Annotated in this window: 9 protein-coding genes; 8 read left to right on the forward strand and 1 reads right to left on the reverse strand. The window is 46.9% G+C overall.

Going from position 1 to position 16,635, the window contains the following annotated elements; all coding sequences use genetic code 11:
• Positions 1-7 precede the first annotated feature (7 nt).
• The 8 genes from K6V26_RS23820 to K6V26_RS23855 all read left to right on the forward strand — a co-directional run bounded on the left by K6V26_RS23820 (position 8) and on the right by K6V26_RS23855 (position 14,881).
• Positions 8-1,882, forward strand: a complete 1,875-nt coding sequence (locus tag K6V26_RS23820) for a hypothetical protein (protein ID WP_224264069.1) — start codon at positions 8-10, stop codon at positions 1,880-1,882.
• Positions 1,883-1,986: 104 nt separating this feature from the next.
• Positions 1,987-2,940 (forward strand): IS110 family RNA-guided transposase, encoded by a 954-nt coding sequence (locus K6V26_RS23825; RefSeq protein ID WP_010800681.1) that lies wholly within the window; start codon positions 1,987-1,989, stop codon positions 2,938-2,940.
• Positions 2,937-3,245 carry a hypothetical protein gene (locus K6V26_RS23830; protein WP_007657317.1) on the forward strand — a complete coding sequence of 103 codons (309 nt, stop codon included), beginning with the start codon at positions 2,937-2,939 and terminating at the stop codon, positions 3,243-3,245. The genes K6V26_RS23825 and K6V26_RS23830 overlap by 4 nt, the downstream gene beginning before the upstream one ends.
• Positions 3,246-3,532: 287 nt before the next feature.
• Complete coding sequence (locus K6V26_RS23835; protein WP_394373106.1) at positions 3,533-5,920, forward strand: glycoside hydrolase family 31 protein; 2,388 nt, start codon at positions 3,533-3,535, stop codon at positions 5,918-5,920.
• Between the two features lie 11 nt (positions 5,921-5,931).
• Positions 5,932-8,751, forward strand: a complete 2,820-nt coding sequence (locus K6V26_RS23840) for a TIM-barrel domain-containing protein (protein WP_224264070.1) — start codon at positions 5,932-5,934, stop codon at positions 8,749-8,751.
• Between the two features lie 13 nt (positions 8,752-8,764).
• Positions 8,765-11,266: a sugar-binding domain-containing protein gene (locus tag K6V26_RS23845; protein ID WP_224264071.1), complete on the forward strand. Its 2,502-nt coding sequence runs from the start codon at positions 8,765-8,767 to the stop codon at positions 11,264-11,266.
• A gap of 10 nt (positions 11,267-11,276) precedes the next feature.
• Entirely contained in the window at positions 11,277-13,475 is a 2,199-nt protein-coding gene (locus K6V26_RS23850) for a glycoside hydrolase family 3 C-terminal domain-containing protein (RefSeq protein ID WP_224264072.1), read from the forward strand.
• A 188-nt stretch (positions 13,476-13,663) separates the two neighbouring features.
• On the forward strand, positions 13,664-14,881 hold the full coding sequence (locus K6V26_RS23855) for a peroxiredoxin family protein (RefSeq protein WP_224264073.1): 1,218 nt from the start codon (positions 13,664-13,666) through the stop codon (positions 14,879-14,881).
• A 180-nt stretch (positions 14,882-15,061) separates the two neighbouring features.
• On the opposite strand, the gene K6V26_RS23860 is transcribed toward K6V26_RS23855, so the two are convergent.
• Positions 15,062-16,579, reverse strand: a complete 1,518-nt coding sequence (locus tag K6V26_RS23860; RefSeq protein WP_009860174.1) for a potassium/proton antiporter — start codon at positions 16,577-16,579, stop codon at positions 15,062-15,064.
• Positions 16,580-16,635 lie beyond the last annotated feature (56 nt).

Consider the following 16,635-nt stretch of genomic DNA (forward strand, 5'->3'; position numbering starts at 1 on the left):
AAAGGATATGAAACGAATATATTATCTTCTGTCAGTATGGCTGATCTCCTCTTCTGTTTTTGCCGGTAATTACCGGAGCTTCAAAGTGTCGGTTTACACCCGTGCTTATGAGGTAGAAAAGATGAAGGATCTTGCGTGGTTGGATTCCACCTGGCGTGTAATCTTTCAACAGGTAAAGGTCGATAAAATCTATCTGGAGACGCACCGTGACCTGTTGATCGTTCCCGATGAAACCCTGGAACAGGCAAAGAAGTATTTCCTCGACCGGGGAATCGAAGTGGGTGGCGGTATCACCTATACAATCAATGAAGCGAATAACTTCGAGACCTTCTGTTATTCTGATCCCGAACATCGGAAGATGGTACAGGAGATAGCCGAACATACAGCCCGGCATTTCGATGACTTTATCCTGGATGATTTCTTCTTTACCAGCTGTAAATCGGATATCGAAATCAAGGCCAAAGGCAGTCAGAACTGGAGCGACTACCGCACTAAACTGATGACTGAAGCCAGTCAGACCCTGGTTCTGAAACCGGCAAAGAAAGTCAATCCGAATGTAAAGGTGATTATCAAATATCCGAACTGGTACGATCATTTCCAAGGATTGGGTTTCGACCTTGAAAACGGTCCCCGATTGTTTGACGGTGTATGGACCGGAACGGAAACCCGTGATCCGGGTAATGCACAGCATTTGCAGAATTATCTGAGCTATAATGTGATCCGGTATTATGAGAATCTGCGCCCCGGTCATAACGGAGGTGGTTGGGTGGATGCCGGTGGTTCCGAACTGGGGATGGACCGATATGCAGAACAACTTTGGCTGACCATGTTCGCCAAAGCTCCTGAAATGATCCTTTTCGCCTATAACCAACTGTTGGATGTAAAGATCAGGCCGGAACACCGTACTTCCTGGCAGGGACAGGAAACCTGTTTCAGTTACGATGACATGATGAAACCGGTCAGATTAGCCGACGGACAGCAGGTGCAGCCAACCACGATCGCCCGTGCAGCCGGTATGACTTTCGAACAAATAGACAAGTTTGTCCATAAACTCGGGAAGCCGGTCGGGATCAAGTCTTACAAACCTTATCATTCGCTGGGGGATGACTTTCTTCCGAATTATCTGGGAATGATCGGCTTGCCGATGGATATGTTTCCCGAATTTCCGACAGATCAGCAAGTCGTTTTGCTGACTGAACAGGCTAAATATGATCCGGCACTGCTTCCGAAGATGAAAGCCCAGTTGCAGAAAGGCGGAGATATAGTGATTACCAGCAGCCTGTTGAAAGCTATACCGGAACAGATCGCCGAGATTGCAGAATTGCGTTGTTCGGATCTGAAAGCGTTGGTGAATGATTTCGGGCCTTTAGGTAAATCCGGTCGGGACCTGTTGATCCCTCAGGTTCGTTACCAGACAAACGATGCCTGGGAGCTGGCAAGTGCCGGACGTCCTCTCGAAGGTGGTGTCAGTGGATATCCGATGTTACTTCGGGCTCTTTATTCGAAAGGTAGTTTGTATGTGATCACTATTCCGGACGATATGGGAAATCTATACGATCTTCCCGAAGGCGTACTGAATATATTCCGCCGGGTAATGAGCCAGGATCTGCCTATACATATCGAGGCACCGTCCAAAGTGAGCCTGTTTCTTTATGATAACGGGACATTCATTGTAGAATCATTCAATGATGAGCCTGTCACAATCCGGGTGATCACAGATGAAGGAGTAAAGCAACTGACTGATATCGTCGACGATTCCGTTGTGATTCCAGTGAGTGAAGAAACTTCATCCAAGAGAGTTCGTCATTACCAAAAAGAGGAAAAGAACCAGTCCTTCCGCCTGACGCTTATGCCTCATTCATACCGTGTATTTAAATATTAAACAAGATAAATCATGAAACATCCATGAAATAAATTTCGTCCAAGAGCATGTAAATAGGGGGGTATTGTTTACTTTAGTGTCATTCACTCGAAAAAACGAATGCAATGAAAACAGTACCTTTTGAACAAGTCATCCTCCGGGGTTGTGGAATAGATGTCCACAAGGACATGGTAGTTGCTACGATAAGTGGCGAAGGTCTCAAAACTGAAACCCGCAGTTACAAGACCTTCAGTAGTTCTTTGACAGAATTAAAAGAATGGTTATTATCCAGTGGCATTACGCATGTAGCCATGGAAAGTACCGGTGTTTACTGGAAGCCGGTCTATAAGATTCTTGAATGTCCTGATATGAAAGTCTGGATCGTGAACGCACGGCACATCAAGTATGTTCCCGGGCACAAAACGGATAAAAAGGATAGTGCCTGGATTTGCAAACTGCTTTTAGCAGGTTTGTTGAAACCGAGTTATATCCCGGAGCGTGAACAACGTGAGCTTCGTGATTTAACCCGTTACCGTAACAAGTTGATCCAGCATGTATCTTCTGAGAAAAACCGTATTGTTCGTATCCTGGAAGATTGTAACATCAAACTTTCCAGCGTGGTGTGCAGCCTGGACGGAGTCGTGGCGAACAAGCTGATAGATATGTTGATCGATAAGGGTCATGTAACAATGGATGACATAACTTGCATCTATCATAAAAAACTTGAAGCCAGTCCGGAACTTCTTTATCAGGCTTGTGAAGGCTTTATAGAACCGCATCACATCTATATGTTGCAGACCATCCGTAAAGATATGGAACAGACGAAAGCCATCATAGCTGACCTTACCTGCCGTATAAAAGAGGTTTTATCTCCTTATGAGAATGTGATGGAACTCTTGCAGAAGATCCCCGGACTTAGCCGGAAAACGGTTGAAGACCTGATAGCAGAGATAGGTGTGGATATGGAAGCCTTTCCAACCGAAAAGCACCTGGCTTCGTGGGCCGGTGTCTGTCCTGGCAATAACGAGAGCGCAGGTAAAAAAAAAGTGGTAGAACCACCCATGGCAACAAACAGTTGAAAGCCGTAATCACGGAGGCTGCGTGGGCAGCCACCCGTACCAAGAACACCTTTTACAGTGCACGTTATCACCGTTTAGCCGCCCGTCGAGGGAAAAAGAGGGCTTTAGTAGCAGTAGGACACTCGATCCTGAAATCGGTATGGCATGTACTGAAAGAGGCTTGTGAGTATAAGGAACTCGGTGCGGAATATCTCAACCAAAGGATGGAGCAGAAACGGAAAAATTACTTGAAGAAAGAGCTGGAAGCACTTGGCTATAAAGTTAAAATCAGCCGTGATGATGGTCCAATCCCAGAAGTAGGTTAAAAACATAGAGAAGGTCGATTTTTACTGGCTTGTTGTCGTAAGAAACAGCAAGAGGTCGCTCATGAAACTGATCTCAACTGCTAAGCGGTCAAGACTGCGAGTCCTTTAACGCGTGTATGAAATTTTTTTTCTTAGCTGTTGTAAAATTATAAAATGCCCAAAGATAATAGCCAACCGCATTTGTATCTATACAAGTGCTCTCTTTTGTTTTGTCTGAACTCTAAAAAAATCAATTTATTAATGGTTTAAACGGCTCTCTTGAGATAGGGAGCGCAATTTATTTACATATGAAAAATAAGAATCTATTTCTAGCATTGACCCTCGCTGCCCTGGGAGGACTTTCCGGACAGTCGCAGGCACAGCTTCAGATTAATTCGGGTTCACAGTATCTGATGAACCAGGCGAGAGATATGAGCACCGATTTCGGTGACTTCACCAACATCTTTTTCTTTGCAGATGAATTGTCATCATTTGATGTGGCAAAAGCCAGCGGTACCGTTCGATGGAAACGGTACACGCTGGAAAGCCGCCAGGCGTTCAATACAAATACCGTATTGCCTGTACCGCTGAAAATGCAGGATTTCCCTTTTACAGCTTATGTAAATGATCCCGAATTAAGATTTTCTATCGACTTTGTCTCTCCCCGCACGGTCCGCGTCCGGATGTTAACGACACCGGTGGAACCGAAGGATGAAACATCCCTGATGCTTGCCAAAGAACCGGGCAAAGACAGCTCCTGGAAGGGAACAGAAACGGGGAATGCCGTGACATATGCAAATGCCAACGGTAGTATAACCATCGAAAAGAACCCCTGGCGTATCGTTTTGCGTGATGCGAATGGCAAGGTCATGACGCAGACCCGTACATTGCATGATAACGACTCGACTCAGGCTAAGGTTGTCCCGTTCAATTTTATCAAACGTGGGTCGGATAATAGCCGGAGCATTAATCCTGTATTCTCGCTGGCTCCGAACGAAAAGATTTTCGGTTGCGGTGAGTCTTTCGGCCCTCTGAATAAAGTGGGACAGAGAGTACACCTGTTTGTAACCGACCCCCAGGGACCTGAAACCGACCAGCAATATAAACCTATCCCCTTCTTTATGAGTAACCGCGGCTATGGAATGTTCATGCATACCTCCGCCCCGGTGACCTGCGACTTTGGTGCGACCAATATCAATGTTAATAAGCTGTTCATGGGGGATGAGACAATGGACTTTTTCGTTTTCTTCGGAGAACCGAAAGATATTCTGAATGAATATACGGAGATTGTGGGTAAGCCGGGAATGCCGCCTCTGTGGTCGTTCGGAACCTGGATGAGCCGCATCACTTATTTCTCCCAGAAAGACGGATACGACGTAGCAGAAAACCTGCGTAAGCATAAGATCCCCTCCGATGTGATTCACTTTGATACCGGCTGGTTTGAAACCGACTGGCAGTGCGATTACCAGTTTGCTCCGAACCGCTTCTCCGATCCGCAACTGATGCTGGATGATCTGAAAAATAAAGGCTTCCATACTTGTTTGTGGCAGTTGCCTTATTTCACGCCGAAGAACCGTTTCTTTAGCGAGCTGATTGAAAAGGACCTGTATGTGAAGAATGGTAAAGGAGAACTTCCTTATGAAGATGTTGTATTGGATTTCTCCAATCCGAATACGGTTAAGTGGTACCAGGACAAACTGGCCAACCTGATCAAGATGGGGGTAGGTGCTATCAAGGTCGATTTCGGTGAAGCTGCTCCGTTCAATGGCATCTATGCTTCCGGTAAGAGCGGGTTTTATGAGCATAATCTTTATCCGTTGAGGTACAACAAGGCTGTTGCCGATATTATCAATGAAGTACATGGCGAAAATATTATCTGGGCGCGTAGTGCCTGGGCAGGCTCACAGCGTTACCCGTTGCATTGGGGCGGTGATGCCGAGAATACAGATATGGGTATGCTGGGAACATTGCGTGGCGGTCTGTCGTTCGGTTTGAGCGGATTCTCTTTCTGGAGCCATGATATCGGAGGTTTTGTAACATCTACTCCGGAAGAACTCTATCGCCGCTGGTTGCCGCTGGGATTCCTATGCTCCCACACCCGTGCACACGGTGCACCTCCTACAGAACCCTGGCTGTATAATGAAGGTTTCCTGAAAGCTTTCCGCCAGAATGCGGAATTGAAGTATAAACTGATGCCGTATATCTATGCACAGGCAAAAGAATGTACGGAGAAAGGTCTTCCGATGATGCGTGCTCTCTTTGTGGAATACCCGCATGATGCCGGTGCATGGTTGGTTGAAGATGAATATCTGTTCGGTAGTCAGATGCTGGTTGCTCCGATGATGGAGAGCGGTATGGAACGCGATGTCTATCTTCCGGAGGGGAAATGGATTGATTACCAGACCGGAAAAGTCTACACAGGTGGCTGGCATACGATCCTGTTCGGAACGGTACAGGCGGTTATTCTGGTACGCGACGGCTCTGTGCTTCCTCATATCAAACTGGCGCAGAATACCGGAGAAATGGATTGGAGCCAGATTGAACTGAAGGTATATGCCGCCGATGCTTCCGAAGCAACCGGTTTGGTGTGCCTGCCGTCCGACAATCAGCTTCATCCGTTGACTGTCTCTGTAAAGGGGCATCAGGTGAAAGCCGACGGCCTGGAAGGAAAAGTGAAATTTAAAGTGACAGACTAATAAGAAAGAATATGAAACAAGCGATTGTATGTCTTACTTTCGGAACGCTGTTGTTCTCTGCCTGCCATTCGGATGCTGTCCGACAGACAGAGAACGGGATAATCGTCCCGATTACTTCCGGCGAGACTAAAGCCGTTAAGCTGGAAGTGATTACCGACGATGTAATCCGGGTGATGGCATCGCCAACAGGCATATTTGAAGAAAGTGCAAATCTGATCAAAGATACGCGTCAGCTACCTGTCCCTACGTTTGAGATCACCCGGAGCGGAGATACCATCACGCTTGGAACAGCTACTTTACAGGCTCGTCTATTACAGAGAACAGGTGAAGTCTGGTTCACGGATAAAGCAGGGAACCTGATCCTCCGTGAACAGAATGGAGGTGGGAAAGAATTCACCCCGGTACGGGTGGAAGGAACCAATGGCTATTCGTTCCGTCAGGTTTTTGAAAATGACGAAGAGGAAGGATTGTACGGTCTGGGGCAACATCAGAGCGACGAGTTCAATTATAAAGGAAAAAACGAAGAACTGTTCCAGTACAATACGAAAGTAAGCGTTCCTTTTATCGTTTCCACCAAAGGGTATGGAATACTCTGGCATAATTATTCCCTGAGTCGTTTCGGGGATAAACGCCCTTATGCGGAACTGGCCGATGTCTTTAAACTGTATGATAAGGAAGGACAGGCGGGGGCATTGACTGCAACTTATTATAAGGATCGGACCTCTTCGGTACAACCTTTGATCCGAAAAGAGGACAAAATCAATTATGAAGATCTGGTAACGATCAAGAATTTCCCGGAGAAATTTCCATCCAATGAGGCTTATGCCACCTGGGAAGGAGAGATAGAACCTACAGAAAGTGGTGTACATCATTTCAAACTACATTATGCCGGATATACGAAAGTCTTTATCGATGGGAGAGAAGTGGTCGCCGAACGCTGGCGTACAGCCTGGAACCCGAACGATTATAAAACCAAAGTCCGTCTGGAAAAAGGGAAACGTTATCCGATCCGGATCGAATGGCTTCCGGATGGCGGTGTCTCTTATTTGGGATTGAAGGTGCTGAGTCCGTTGCCCGAAGCCGAACAGAACCGTTTGGCTTTCTGGAGCGAAATGGGCGACCAGATCGACTATTACTTCATCAACGGTAAAAACATGGATGACGTAATCAGCGGCTACCGCACCGTGACAGGTAAAAGCCAGGTCATGCCTAAATGGGCAATGGGCTATTGGTTAAGCCGCGAACGTTATAAGACACAGGAAGAATTGCTCACGGCACTGGATGAATACCGCCGGCGGCAGGTTCCGTTGGACGTGATCGTTCAGGACTGGAGCTACTGGCCGGAGGATGCCTGGGGAAGCCATGAGTTCGATAAGGAACGTTTCCCCGATCCGGCAGGTATGATTAAGGAGATACACGATAAGGATGCCCGTTTCATGATCTCCGTATGGCCTAAATTCTATGCGACGACAGAGCATTATAAGGAACTGGACCAACTCGGAGCGATGTATCAGCAAGCGATTAAAGACAGCATCCGCGATTGGATCTATCCGGGATATATCGGCTCTTTCTATGATGCCTATAACCCGGAAGCCCGCAAACTGTTCTGGGATCAGATGAACGAACATCTCTACAGCCTGGGTGTCGATGCCTGGTGGATGGATGCTTCCGAACCGAACGTACAGGATAATACGGATATGGAGTATCGCAAGAAACTGTGCGGACCGACTTATCTGGGACCTTCTACCAAATATTTTAATGCTTATGCGCTGATGAATGCGGAAGCTATCTACGACGGACAGCGTGGTGTGAATCCGGATAACCGTGTCTTCCTGCTGACCCGTTCGGGGTTTGCCGGACAGCAACGTTATTCGACGGCAACCTGGAGCGGCGATATCGGTACCCGTTGGGAAGATATGAAAGCCCAGATCAGTGCGGGACTGAACTTTGCCATGTCGGGTGTTCCTTACTGGACGATGGATATCGGTGGTTTCTGTGTAGAAAAACGGTATGAACATGCGAAAGAGGGCAGTGAAGACCTGAACGAATGGCGCGAATTGAATACCCGTTGGTATCAGTTCGGAGCGTTCTGCCCGTTATTCCGCAGTCACGGTCAGTATCCGTGCCGCGAAATATACAATATAGCTCCCGAAGGAACACTGACGTATAAGTCCATGAAATATTATACCGAACTGCGTTACCGTCTGATGCCTTATATCTACAGCCTGGCTGGTATGACTTATTTCAACGACTACACGATTATGCGTGCTCTAGTAATGGATTATGCAGATGATAAGAATACCTATAATATCGACGATCAGTTTATGTTCGGTCCTGCTTTTATGGCTTGTCCGGTTCATCAGTATAAGAAACGTGACCGGGAAGTCTATTTCCCTGCCGGAACCTGGTATGACTATTATACGGGCAAGAGCATTTCCGGAGGAACTTCCGGCACAGTGTCTGCGCCTTATGAACAAATGCCATTGTTTGTGCGTGGCGGTTCTATCATTCCAACTGGAAAGTTGATACAGTCGACAGCCGAGCAACAGAAAGACCTGACGGTGTATGTGTATACCGGGACGGATGCTTCTTTCTCCTTGTATGAGGATAATGGAATTACCTACGCTTACGAGAAAGGAGAGTACAGTACCATACCGCTTTCTTATAAAGAGTCCGGTAAGGAATTAACGATCGGTGACCGTTCCGGTTCTTTCCCCGAAATGGCGGCAGAACGGAACATAAAGGTTATCTTTGTGACACCTGAATATCCGGCAGGAAAAGAAACTTCTGCCGTCTATAAAGGTGAACAGTTAACCATTTCGTTACCCTGATAAACTATAGCGTATGAAACAAATAGGAATTGTATTCCTGAGCCTGTTGCTGGCGGCCTGTTCGGCCGGCCCGCAGGGGCGGGAAAGAGTTTCTTTCAATCATGACTGGTTGTTCTCCCTGACCGATAACCAGGCAGATGTCTCCGCTCCCGATGCAGATGATTCGGGCTGGCGCTCACTGAACCTACCGCATGACTGGAGTATCGAAACCGATTTTTCCAAAGAGAATCCGGCAACACCCGGTGGTGGGGCTTTGCCCGGTGGTATGGGATGGTACCGGAAGCATTTTAACATGCCGGAGACTGACCGGGGGAAGAAGATTTATATTGATTTCGACGGTGTTTACCGTTGCAGTAAAGTATGGTTGAACGGTCATCTGCTGGGTTTCCGTCCGAACGGATACGTTTCGTTCCGTTACGACCTGACCCCCTATCTGAAATACGGACAGGAGGAAAACGTACTGGTTGTGCAGGCGGATAATTCGCAACAGCCCAACTCCCGCTGGTATTCAGGATCGGGTATTTACCGTAATGTCTGGCTGGTGAAGACCGGACAGGTCCATGTGGATCATTACGGGACAAATATAACAACTCCGGAAGTCACTCAGGATAAGGCAACAGTGGTGATTGAAACGACATTGAAGAATAATGAGGCCACCCCCGTTTCCGCCGAATATACAACAATCGTGAAAGACCCTTCCGGGAACGTCGTAGTCCAGGTTACGCAACCTGCCGGACTACCGGAAGACGGGACTAAATCGTTCAGCCAGACAATTGAAGTAAAGAATCCTGAACTGTGGGGTACCCGGAATCCGGCATTATATACGGCAATCACTGAAGTAAGATCCGGCGGTCAGTTGACCGACTGGTATGAAACGACCTTTGGTATCCGTACTTTCCGTTGGGATGAAGCGACCGGCTTTTATCTGAACGGGGAGCCGACCAAAGTGCTCGGCGTTTGCCTGCATCATGATCTGGGCTGCCTGGGAACAGCTGTCAATAAACGAGCAATCGAACGCCAGTTACAGATCATGAAGGAGATGGGTGTCAATGCGATCCGTACAAGCCATAACCCACCTGCTCCTGAGTTGCTCGAACTTTGCGACGAGATGGGGTTGCTGGTACAGGATGAATCGTTCGACATGTGGAGAAAACGTAAATCGCCTTACGATTATGCGCAGTATTTCGACGAATGGCATGAACGTGACCTGACGGACCAGATCAAACGCGACCGTAACCATGCTTCCGTCTTTATGTGGAGTATTGGTAATGAAGTACTCGAACAGTGGTCGCATGCCGATGCCGATACATTGAGCTTGCAGGAGGCGAACCTGATACTGAATGCCGGCCATAAGATCGACCCGGCTTTGTTGGAAGACAGCACGATGAGTGTACAGTCGCTGATTACGATTGCTTTGGCCGATATTGTCAGGAAGCTCGATACTACCCGTCCGGTAACGGCCGGAAATAACGGTGTAGATCCCACCAACCATCTGTTCCGTTCCGGGGCGCTCGATGTCTACGGGTTCAACTATCATGAAAAGGATTTTGCACCTTTCCCGCAGGTCTATCCCGGAAAGAAGCTGATCGTCAGTGAATCGACTTCGGCATTGATGACACGCGGCTATTATCAGATGCCGTCCGACGAAATGTATATCTGGCCTGAGTCATGGGATAAACCTTTCGACCGTCCGGAACACCTGTGTTCTTCGTATGATAACTGCCATGTCCCTTGGGGCTCTACGCACGAAGTGACCTGGTACGAAGTGAAACGCTTGCCGTATGCCTCCGGTATGTTTATCTGGACTGGTTTTGATTATTTGGGCGAACCGACTCCTTACTGGTGGCCGAGCCGCAGCAGTTTCTTCGGCGTTGTAGACCTGGCCGGGTTCCCGAAAGATGTCTATTATATGTACCGGAGTGAATGGACCGACCAGCCGACTTTGCACCTGTTCCCGCACTGGAACTGGAAGGAAGGGGAGATGGTGGATATCTGGGCCTATTATAACCAGGCGGACGAAGTGGAACTCTTCCTGAACGGAAAGAGTCTGGGGGCAAGGAGTAAAAACGATAGTACGTTCCATGTCTCCTGGCGCGTACCGTTCACACCGGGTACACTGAAAGCCGTATCCCGCAAAGCTGGTCAGGAAGTCCTGGCGCAGGAAATCCATACTGCGGGCGAAGCGGCTCAGCTGACATTGATTCCTGATCGTTCCGTTATACAGGCGGACGGCACAGACCTTTCCTTCATAACCGTTGAGGTAAGGGATAAAGAAGGAAACCTGGTTCCCCGTGCGAATAACCTGCTCCGTTTTTCCGTAGAAGGTGACGGTTTTATCGCAGGAACTGATAACGGTGACCAGAATGATCCGAACAGTTTGAAGAAACCGGAGCGGAATGCTTTCTATGGAAAAGCCCTTGTCGTGGTGCAGAACACAGGCAGGAAAGGCGTTATCCGTGTAAAAGCGACAGCCGACGGATTGCCGGATGCCGTAACAGAGATTAAAGTTCAATAAATTAGTAAACATGAAGAAACTGATAACTATGGCTGTGCTTTCCTTTTGTATGACCGCTGCGGTATCGGGTGCACAGCCCTCAGATAAAGACGATCAGCAGATCGAGAAACGGATTGAGAAGCTGGTCCGTAAGATGACATTGGAAGAAAAGGTTAGTTTGTTACACGGGAACTCTAAATTCTACGTCTCGGAGATTAAACGCCTGGGCATTCCCGAATGGAGCCTGAGTGACGGTCCGCACGGGGTCCGCGCGGAAATCAACCGGCACGACTGGGGCTATGCCAACTGGACGACCGACTCGTCCACCTATTTCCCAACCGGTACTGCCTTTGCAGCCGCCTGGAATCCGGAACTGGCCTATTACCGGGGAGAAGTGTTGGGGGAAGAAGCCCGGTGGCGTAAGAAAGACGTCTTGCTCGGCCCCGGTGTAAATATCATCCGTAGCCCGTTGTGCGGACGTAACTTCGAATATATGAGTGAAGATCCTTATCTGAACTCGGTTCTGGCTGTTCAGTATATTCAAGGATTGCAGAGCCGTGATGTCGCTTGCAGCGTGAAACATTTTGCCCTGAATAACCAGGAAACGAACCGGACGACCGTTGAGGTAGAATGTAGCGAGCGTGCCCTTCGTGAAATCTATTTGCCGGCCTTCAAAGCGGCTGTACAGGAAGGCGGTGCTCTGACTGTGATGGCTGCCTATAATAAGTATCTGGGTGATTGGTGTGCTGAAAATAAATATCTGGCCCGTGATATTCTTCGCGACGAATGGGGATTTAAAGGCGTTTATGTTACCGACTGGGGTGCTGCGCATAGTACGGTCAAATCAGCAATTGCCGGTCTCGACCTGGAAATGGGTACCAATATCGAAAACTACGATGACTGGTATTTTGCCAATCCTTTGATCGAAGCGGTTAAAAAGGGAGAGATACCCGAAAGCCTGGTAGATGAAAAGGTCGGAAATGTACTTCGTGTAATGATCAAGACAAAGATTCTGGACCCGAAGAAACGTTTTAACCAGGGTTCCATCAATACGCCGGAACACCAGCAGGCCGCTTATCAGGCTGCTGCCGAAGCCATTGTATTGTTAAAGAACAAGGAAGATTTGTTACCGCTGGACGTCTCTTCTGTTAAAAGCATTGCCGTAATTGGTGATAATGCCACCCGTAAACATTCGAACGGCGGATTGAGTTCGGAGATCAAGGCTTTATATGAAATAACTCCGCTGGAAGCAATCCGCACAAAGTTGGGCGACCGTGTAAAGGTCAACTACGCACAAGGATATGAAAAACTTTCCACCTTTATCGAGGGAAGCAATAACGGACAAAACGCCGGGAGCTTTACCGATGGCAACCAGTTGAATGAAGAATTGTTGAAAGAGGCGGTGGAGACTGCACGCAATAGTGATGTAGCTATCGTTATAGGTGGTTTGAATCATGACTATGACACGGAATCATCTGACCGCCAATATATGGAACTTCCTTACGGGCAGGTCCAGCTGATTCAGGAGGTCGTGAAAGCCAACCCCAGAACGATTGTGGTGATTGTTGCCGGCTCGCCGGTCAATATGGCGGCATTGGATATTTGTGCGCCTTCGATTTTGTGGGCGTGGTATAACGGTATGGAAGGCGGTAACGCTTTGGTAGATGCTATCACCGGAAAGGTAAATCCCAGTGGCAAAATGCCGTTTACGACACCTGTTACATTAGAGCAGTCACCCGATGTCGCTTTGGGTAATTTCCCGGGAAGAGACCTGAAAGTAAAATATGAGGAAGATATCCTGGTCGGTTATCGTTGGTATGACACGAAACAGTTACCGGTTGTTTATCCCTTCGGATATGGATTGTCTTATACGGACTTTTCTTTTGCCGGTTTATCTACCGATAAGAAAAGCTACGGACCGGATGAAACGGTCAAAGTAACTTTCACTCTGACTAATACCGGGAAAAGAGATGGGGCAGAGGTTGCCCAGCTTTATGTAAGCGACCCGGAATGTTCCGTTATGCGTCCGGTAAAAGAATTGAAAGGCTTTAAAAAGGTATTCCTGAAAGCTGGTGAAAGTAAGCAGGTCGAGATCGATATCCCGATAAGTTCTCTGGCATTTTATAGTGAAGCACAGAAACAGTTTGTGGTAGAGCCGGGTACTTTCATATTGAACCTGGCTACTTCTGCCCATGATATAAAGGCTGATACTTCTATTGAAGTCCGTTAGTATTCAGCCTGTTAATTAAAGAAAGGGTCTGTAGCCGTATTATTGGTTACAGGCTTTTTTGTTATGGATAACTACGTAATATTCCTTGTTTAATATAATTTAATTGTTTATTTATCATGTAAATACGATGTTGTCGTATATTTGCGTACATATCGTAGTAGAGAACATATAGTATTAATAATTATACCATGAGAACAAAATTGTTATTTATCGTTCTCTTTTTGTCAGCAGTAATGACGGGGAACGGAACGGAAGACAGGAGTGAATACTTAAGAAAAGTATTAGATAATTTGGAGAAGATAAAAACGGCTACTTACCGTTTGCAGAGTGAAGCTTGGGAACCGGGCGACACAATACCGGGCTATTCTGTCTATACATTTGTAGAAGAATATGATAATCCGGCAGACACTGCGGTAGGTGCCAGTTATACGGACTATTCGGATGCTGAGAAAAAGCAAATAAGTTCCTGTTATGATGGGTATGTACGTCTATCCTTTTACCATGACAAACACGGAGTTATGGTTGATGATTTTACTCGCAGAAACCTGCCTTTCAGACTGGTAGGCGTAGGAACTCCTTATTTCAACTATGCGAAGAATATTATTAAATATGTGCTGACAACCCAGGACAGTATCTCCGTGGACATGAAAGATTGCGGAGATGAATATCTGCTTAGTTTGGTTATTAACGAAGATGTACAAGTTGAATTTTTCGGACGACCTTACCATCTTCCCAAGCCGCCGTTCTACCAAGACCCGACTTCCATATATGAGGTACACATCCGTAAATCGGATAATTTACCCTACAAGGTCAGAAGAGAAATGTCACATAACATAACTGAATATACTTATATAGAAGGCCAGTTTAATACACTGAGCGCTAAAGGAATTACTGCCTCCGACTACATCCCGGCAGATTACGAGGTCAGAGAATATGGCAAGAAATATGACACCAAGCCAGAGGTAAATATTACTGGTCAAAAAGCTCCCGATTGGACTTTAACGGATACCAAAGATCTGCAAGTCTCATTGTTCGACCTGAGTAGCAAAGTCATTGTAATGGAATTTACCGGAATCGGTTACGGCCCTTGCGCAGCTTCTATCCCTTTCCTGAATAAATTGAAAGAGACATACAGCGCAGAACAACTGACGGTTCTTGCCGTTGAAATCTGGAATCGGAAAATGCCGTCACTTCAGAATTATGCAAATAGGCAACATATAAACTACTTGTTTCTTGCCGGTAACGATGAAATAGTGAATACTTATCTGAATGGCGACCGAGGCGTTCCTTTTTTCTTCATACTGGATGAGAACAGAGTTATAAAACGAATCATAAAAGGTTATAATCTGGAACATACCGGGAAAGAAATAACCCAAGCAATAGATGAGCTATTAAAATCGAACTAGTGTCATTGAAAAAGTACTCGAGAACGAGAAAACGTCTTCAGGAAGTTGTTCAATACCTCTCCGGGTGTTTCACCTATTTTCTCCAGGTGAAACAAAAGTTTCTTTGGCGGGAAACAAAAGTTTCTCCCGCAAGAAACAAGGGTTTCCTCGGGAGAAACGAAGATTCAGATTATAGTAATATTAATTCTTTGTCAGCGTATAGTCCGTAATCCCCAGTGCCTCATAAGCCTGGAGCAACGCTTCGTCATTATCGGAGATCATCAGTAACTTATCGTTTTCCATAAGGACTGTATTCCCTTTAGGGATGAAATAACGTCCGTCGCGCATCACCATAACCGCCAGCGTATGGTCGGGCAGGGTGAGTTCCATCAGTTTATTCCCATGCGTAAGCACTTCCGGAGTGATGTCGATTTCACTCATCGCACTCTTGATGCCTTCCGGAAGTTCGATACCGAATACATCTTTTCGTTCCGGTTCGTCGATCATATCCAGCCATTTGGCAGCCTGTGTTACGGTAGTGCCTTGTATCAGCAACGAAAGGATGGTGATAAAGAATACCACATTGAATATCAGTCCGGCGTGTTCTATTCCCGCAATCATCGGGTAAGTGGCGAAGATGATCGGTACGGCACCGCGCAAACCTACCCACGATATATACAACTTTCCTTTAAAGGAGAAGTTTTTATAAGGAATCAGGCAAAGGAACACGCTGATCGGACGGGCGAAGATAATCATGAAGATACCGATCGTTAACCCGATGGGGGCCACCGGCAGCAGTTCGTGCGGGTTGACAAGCAATCCGAGCGTAAGGAACATCACGATCTGCCATAACCAGGCAAAACCGTCGAAGAACGTACCGATACTCTTTTTATGTACAATCTTGGCATTTCCTACCACCAAGCCGGCTATATATACGGCCAGGTAGCCGTTTCCTTTACATAGTGTAGTGGCGGCAAAAGTAAAGAATGCAGTAGCCAACAGCAGGATCGGATACAACGATTCGTTGTCGATATCTATCTTGTTAATGATAAATACAGCTATCTTTCCTAACAGAAAACCGGCAATAGCACCCACTGACAGCTGGATAACCAGCGATAAGGCAGCATCAGCCAGGTTCATCCCTGCCGTCTGGATATAAGCGATCAGTAACAAAGTCAGCATATACGCCATCGGGTCGTTACTACCACTTTCCAACTCCAATGTCGGACGAAGCCGTTCTTTCAGGTACACCCCTTTGCTTCGCAGGATAGAGAATACGGAAGCCGAATCGGTTGACGACATGACGGCCGCCATCAACAGCGACTCCGGAAGTGTCAGCGTCTCGTAGCCGGTGACCAGTTTGGACAAGTAATAGATGAAACCACCCGTTATAAAGGTGGTAGCCAATACCCCGATCGTCGCAAGTATAACCCCTTGTGGAGCAATCGGTTTTACTTCTGATATCTTCGTGTCCATACCACCTGAGAACAGGATGATACTCAAAGCCAGCATACCGATAAACTGTGCCGCATTGGGATTACTGAACTGGATACCCAGTCCGTCACTGCCGAACAACATACCGACTCCCAGGAATAATAACAAGGCGGGGAGTCCGAAACGATAACCTGCCTTACCGGCGAAAATACTGAAAAAAAGAATGACGGAAGCAATCAACAAGATTCCCTCCGCATTATGTAAAATGTCTAAGTCGTGGAACATAAGCGGAAACGGTTTACTCTAAATTATCTTTCAAAATAACGAAAAAAAACTGAAAC

The sequence above is a fragment of the Parabacteroides goldsteinii genome (assembly GCF_020091425.1).
GTDB classification, from domain to species: Bacteria; Bacteroidota; Bacteroidia; order Bacteroidales; family Tannerellaceae; genus Parabacteroides; species Parabacteroides goldsteinii.

Excerpts from the sequence above, each read along its gene's own strand:
- K6V26_RS23820 (WP_224264069.1), top strand. The coding sequence starts at position 8 with ATGAAACGAATATATTATCTTCTGTCAGTATGGCTGATCTCCTCTTCT.
- K6V26_RS23825 (WP_010800681.1), top strand. The coding sequence starts at position 1,987 with ATGAAAACAGTACCTTTTGAACAAGTCATCCTCCGGGGTTGTGGAATA.
- K6V26_RS23835 (WP_394373106.1), top strand. The coding sequence starts at position 3,533 with ATGAAAAATAAGAATCTATTTCTAGCATTGACCCTCGCTGCCCTGGGA.
- K6V26_RS23840 (WP_224264070.1), top strand. The coding sequence starts at position 5,932 with ATGAAACAAGCGATTGTATGTCTTACTTTCGGAACGCTGTTGTTCTCT.
- K6V26_RS23845 (WP_224264071.1), top strand. The coding sequence starts at position 8,765 with ATGAAACAAATAGGAATTGTATTCCTGAGCCTGTTGCTGGCGGCCTGT.
- K6V26_RS23850 (WP_224264072.1), top strand. The coding sequence starts at position 11,277 with ATGAAGAAACTGATAACTATGGCTGTGCTTTCCTTTTGTATGACCGCT.
- K6V26_RS23855 (WP_224264073.1), top strand. The coding sequence starts at position 13,664 with ATGAGAACAAAATTGTTATTTATCGTTCTCTTTTTGTCAGCAGTAATG.
- K6V26_RS23860 (WP_009860174.1), bottom strand. The coding sequence starts at position 16,579 with ATGTTCCACGACTTAGACATTTTACATAATGCGGAGGGAATCTTGTTG.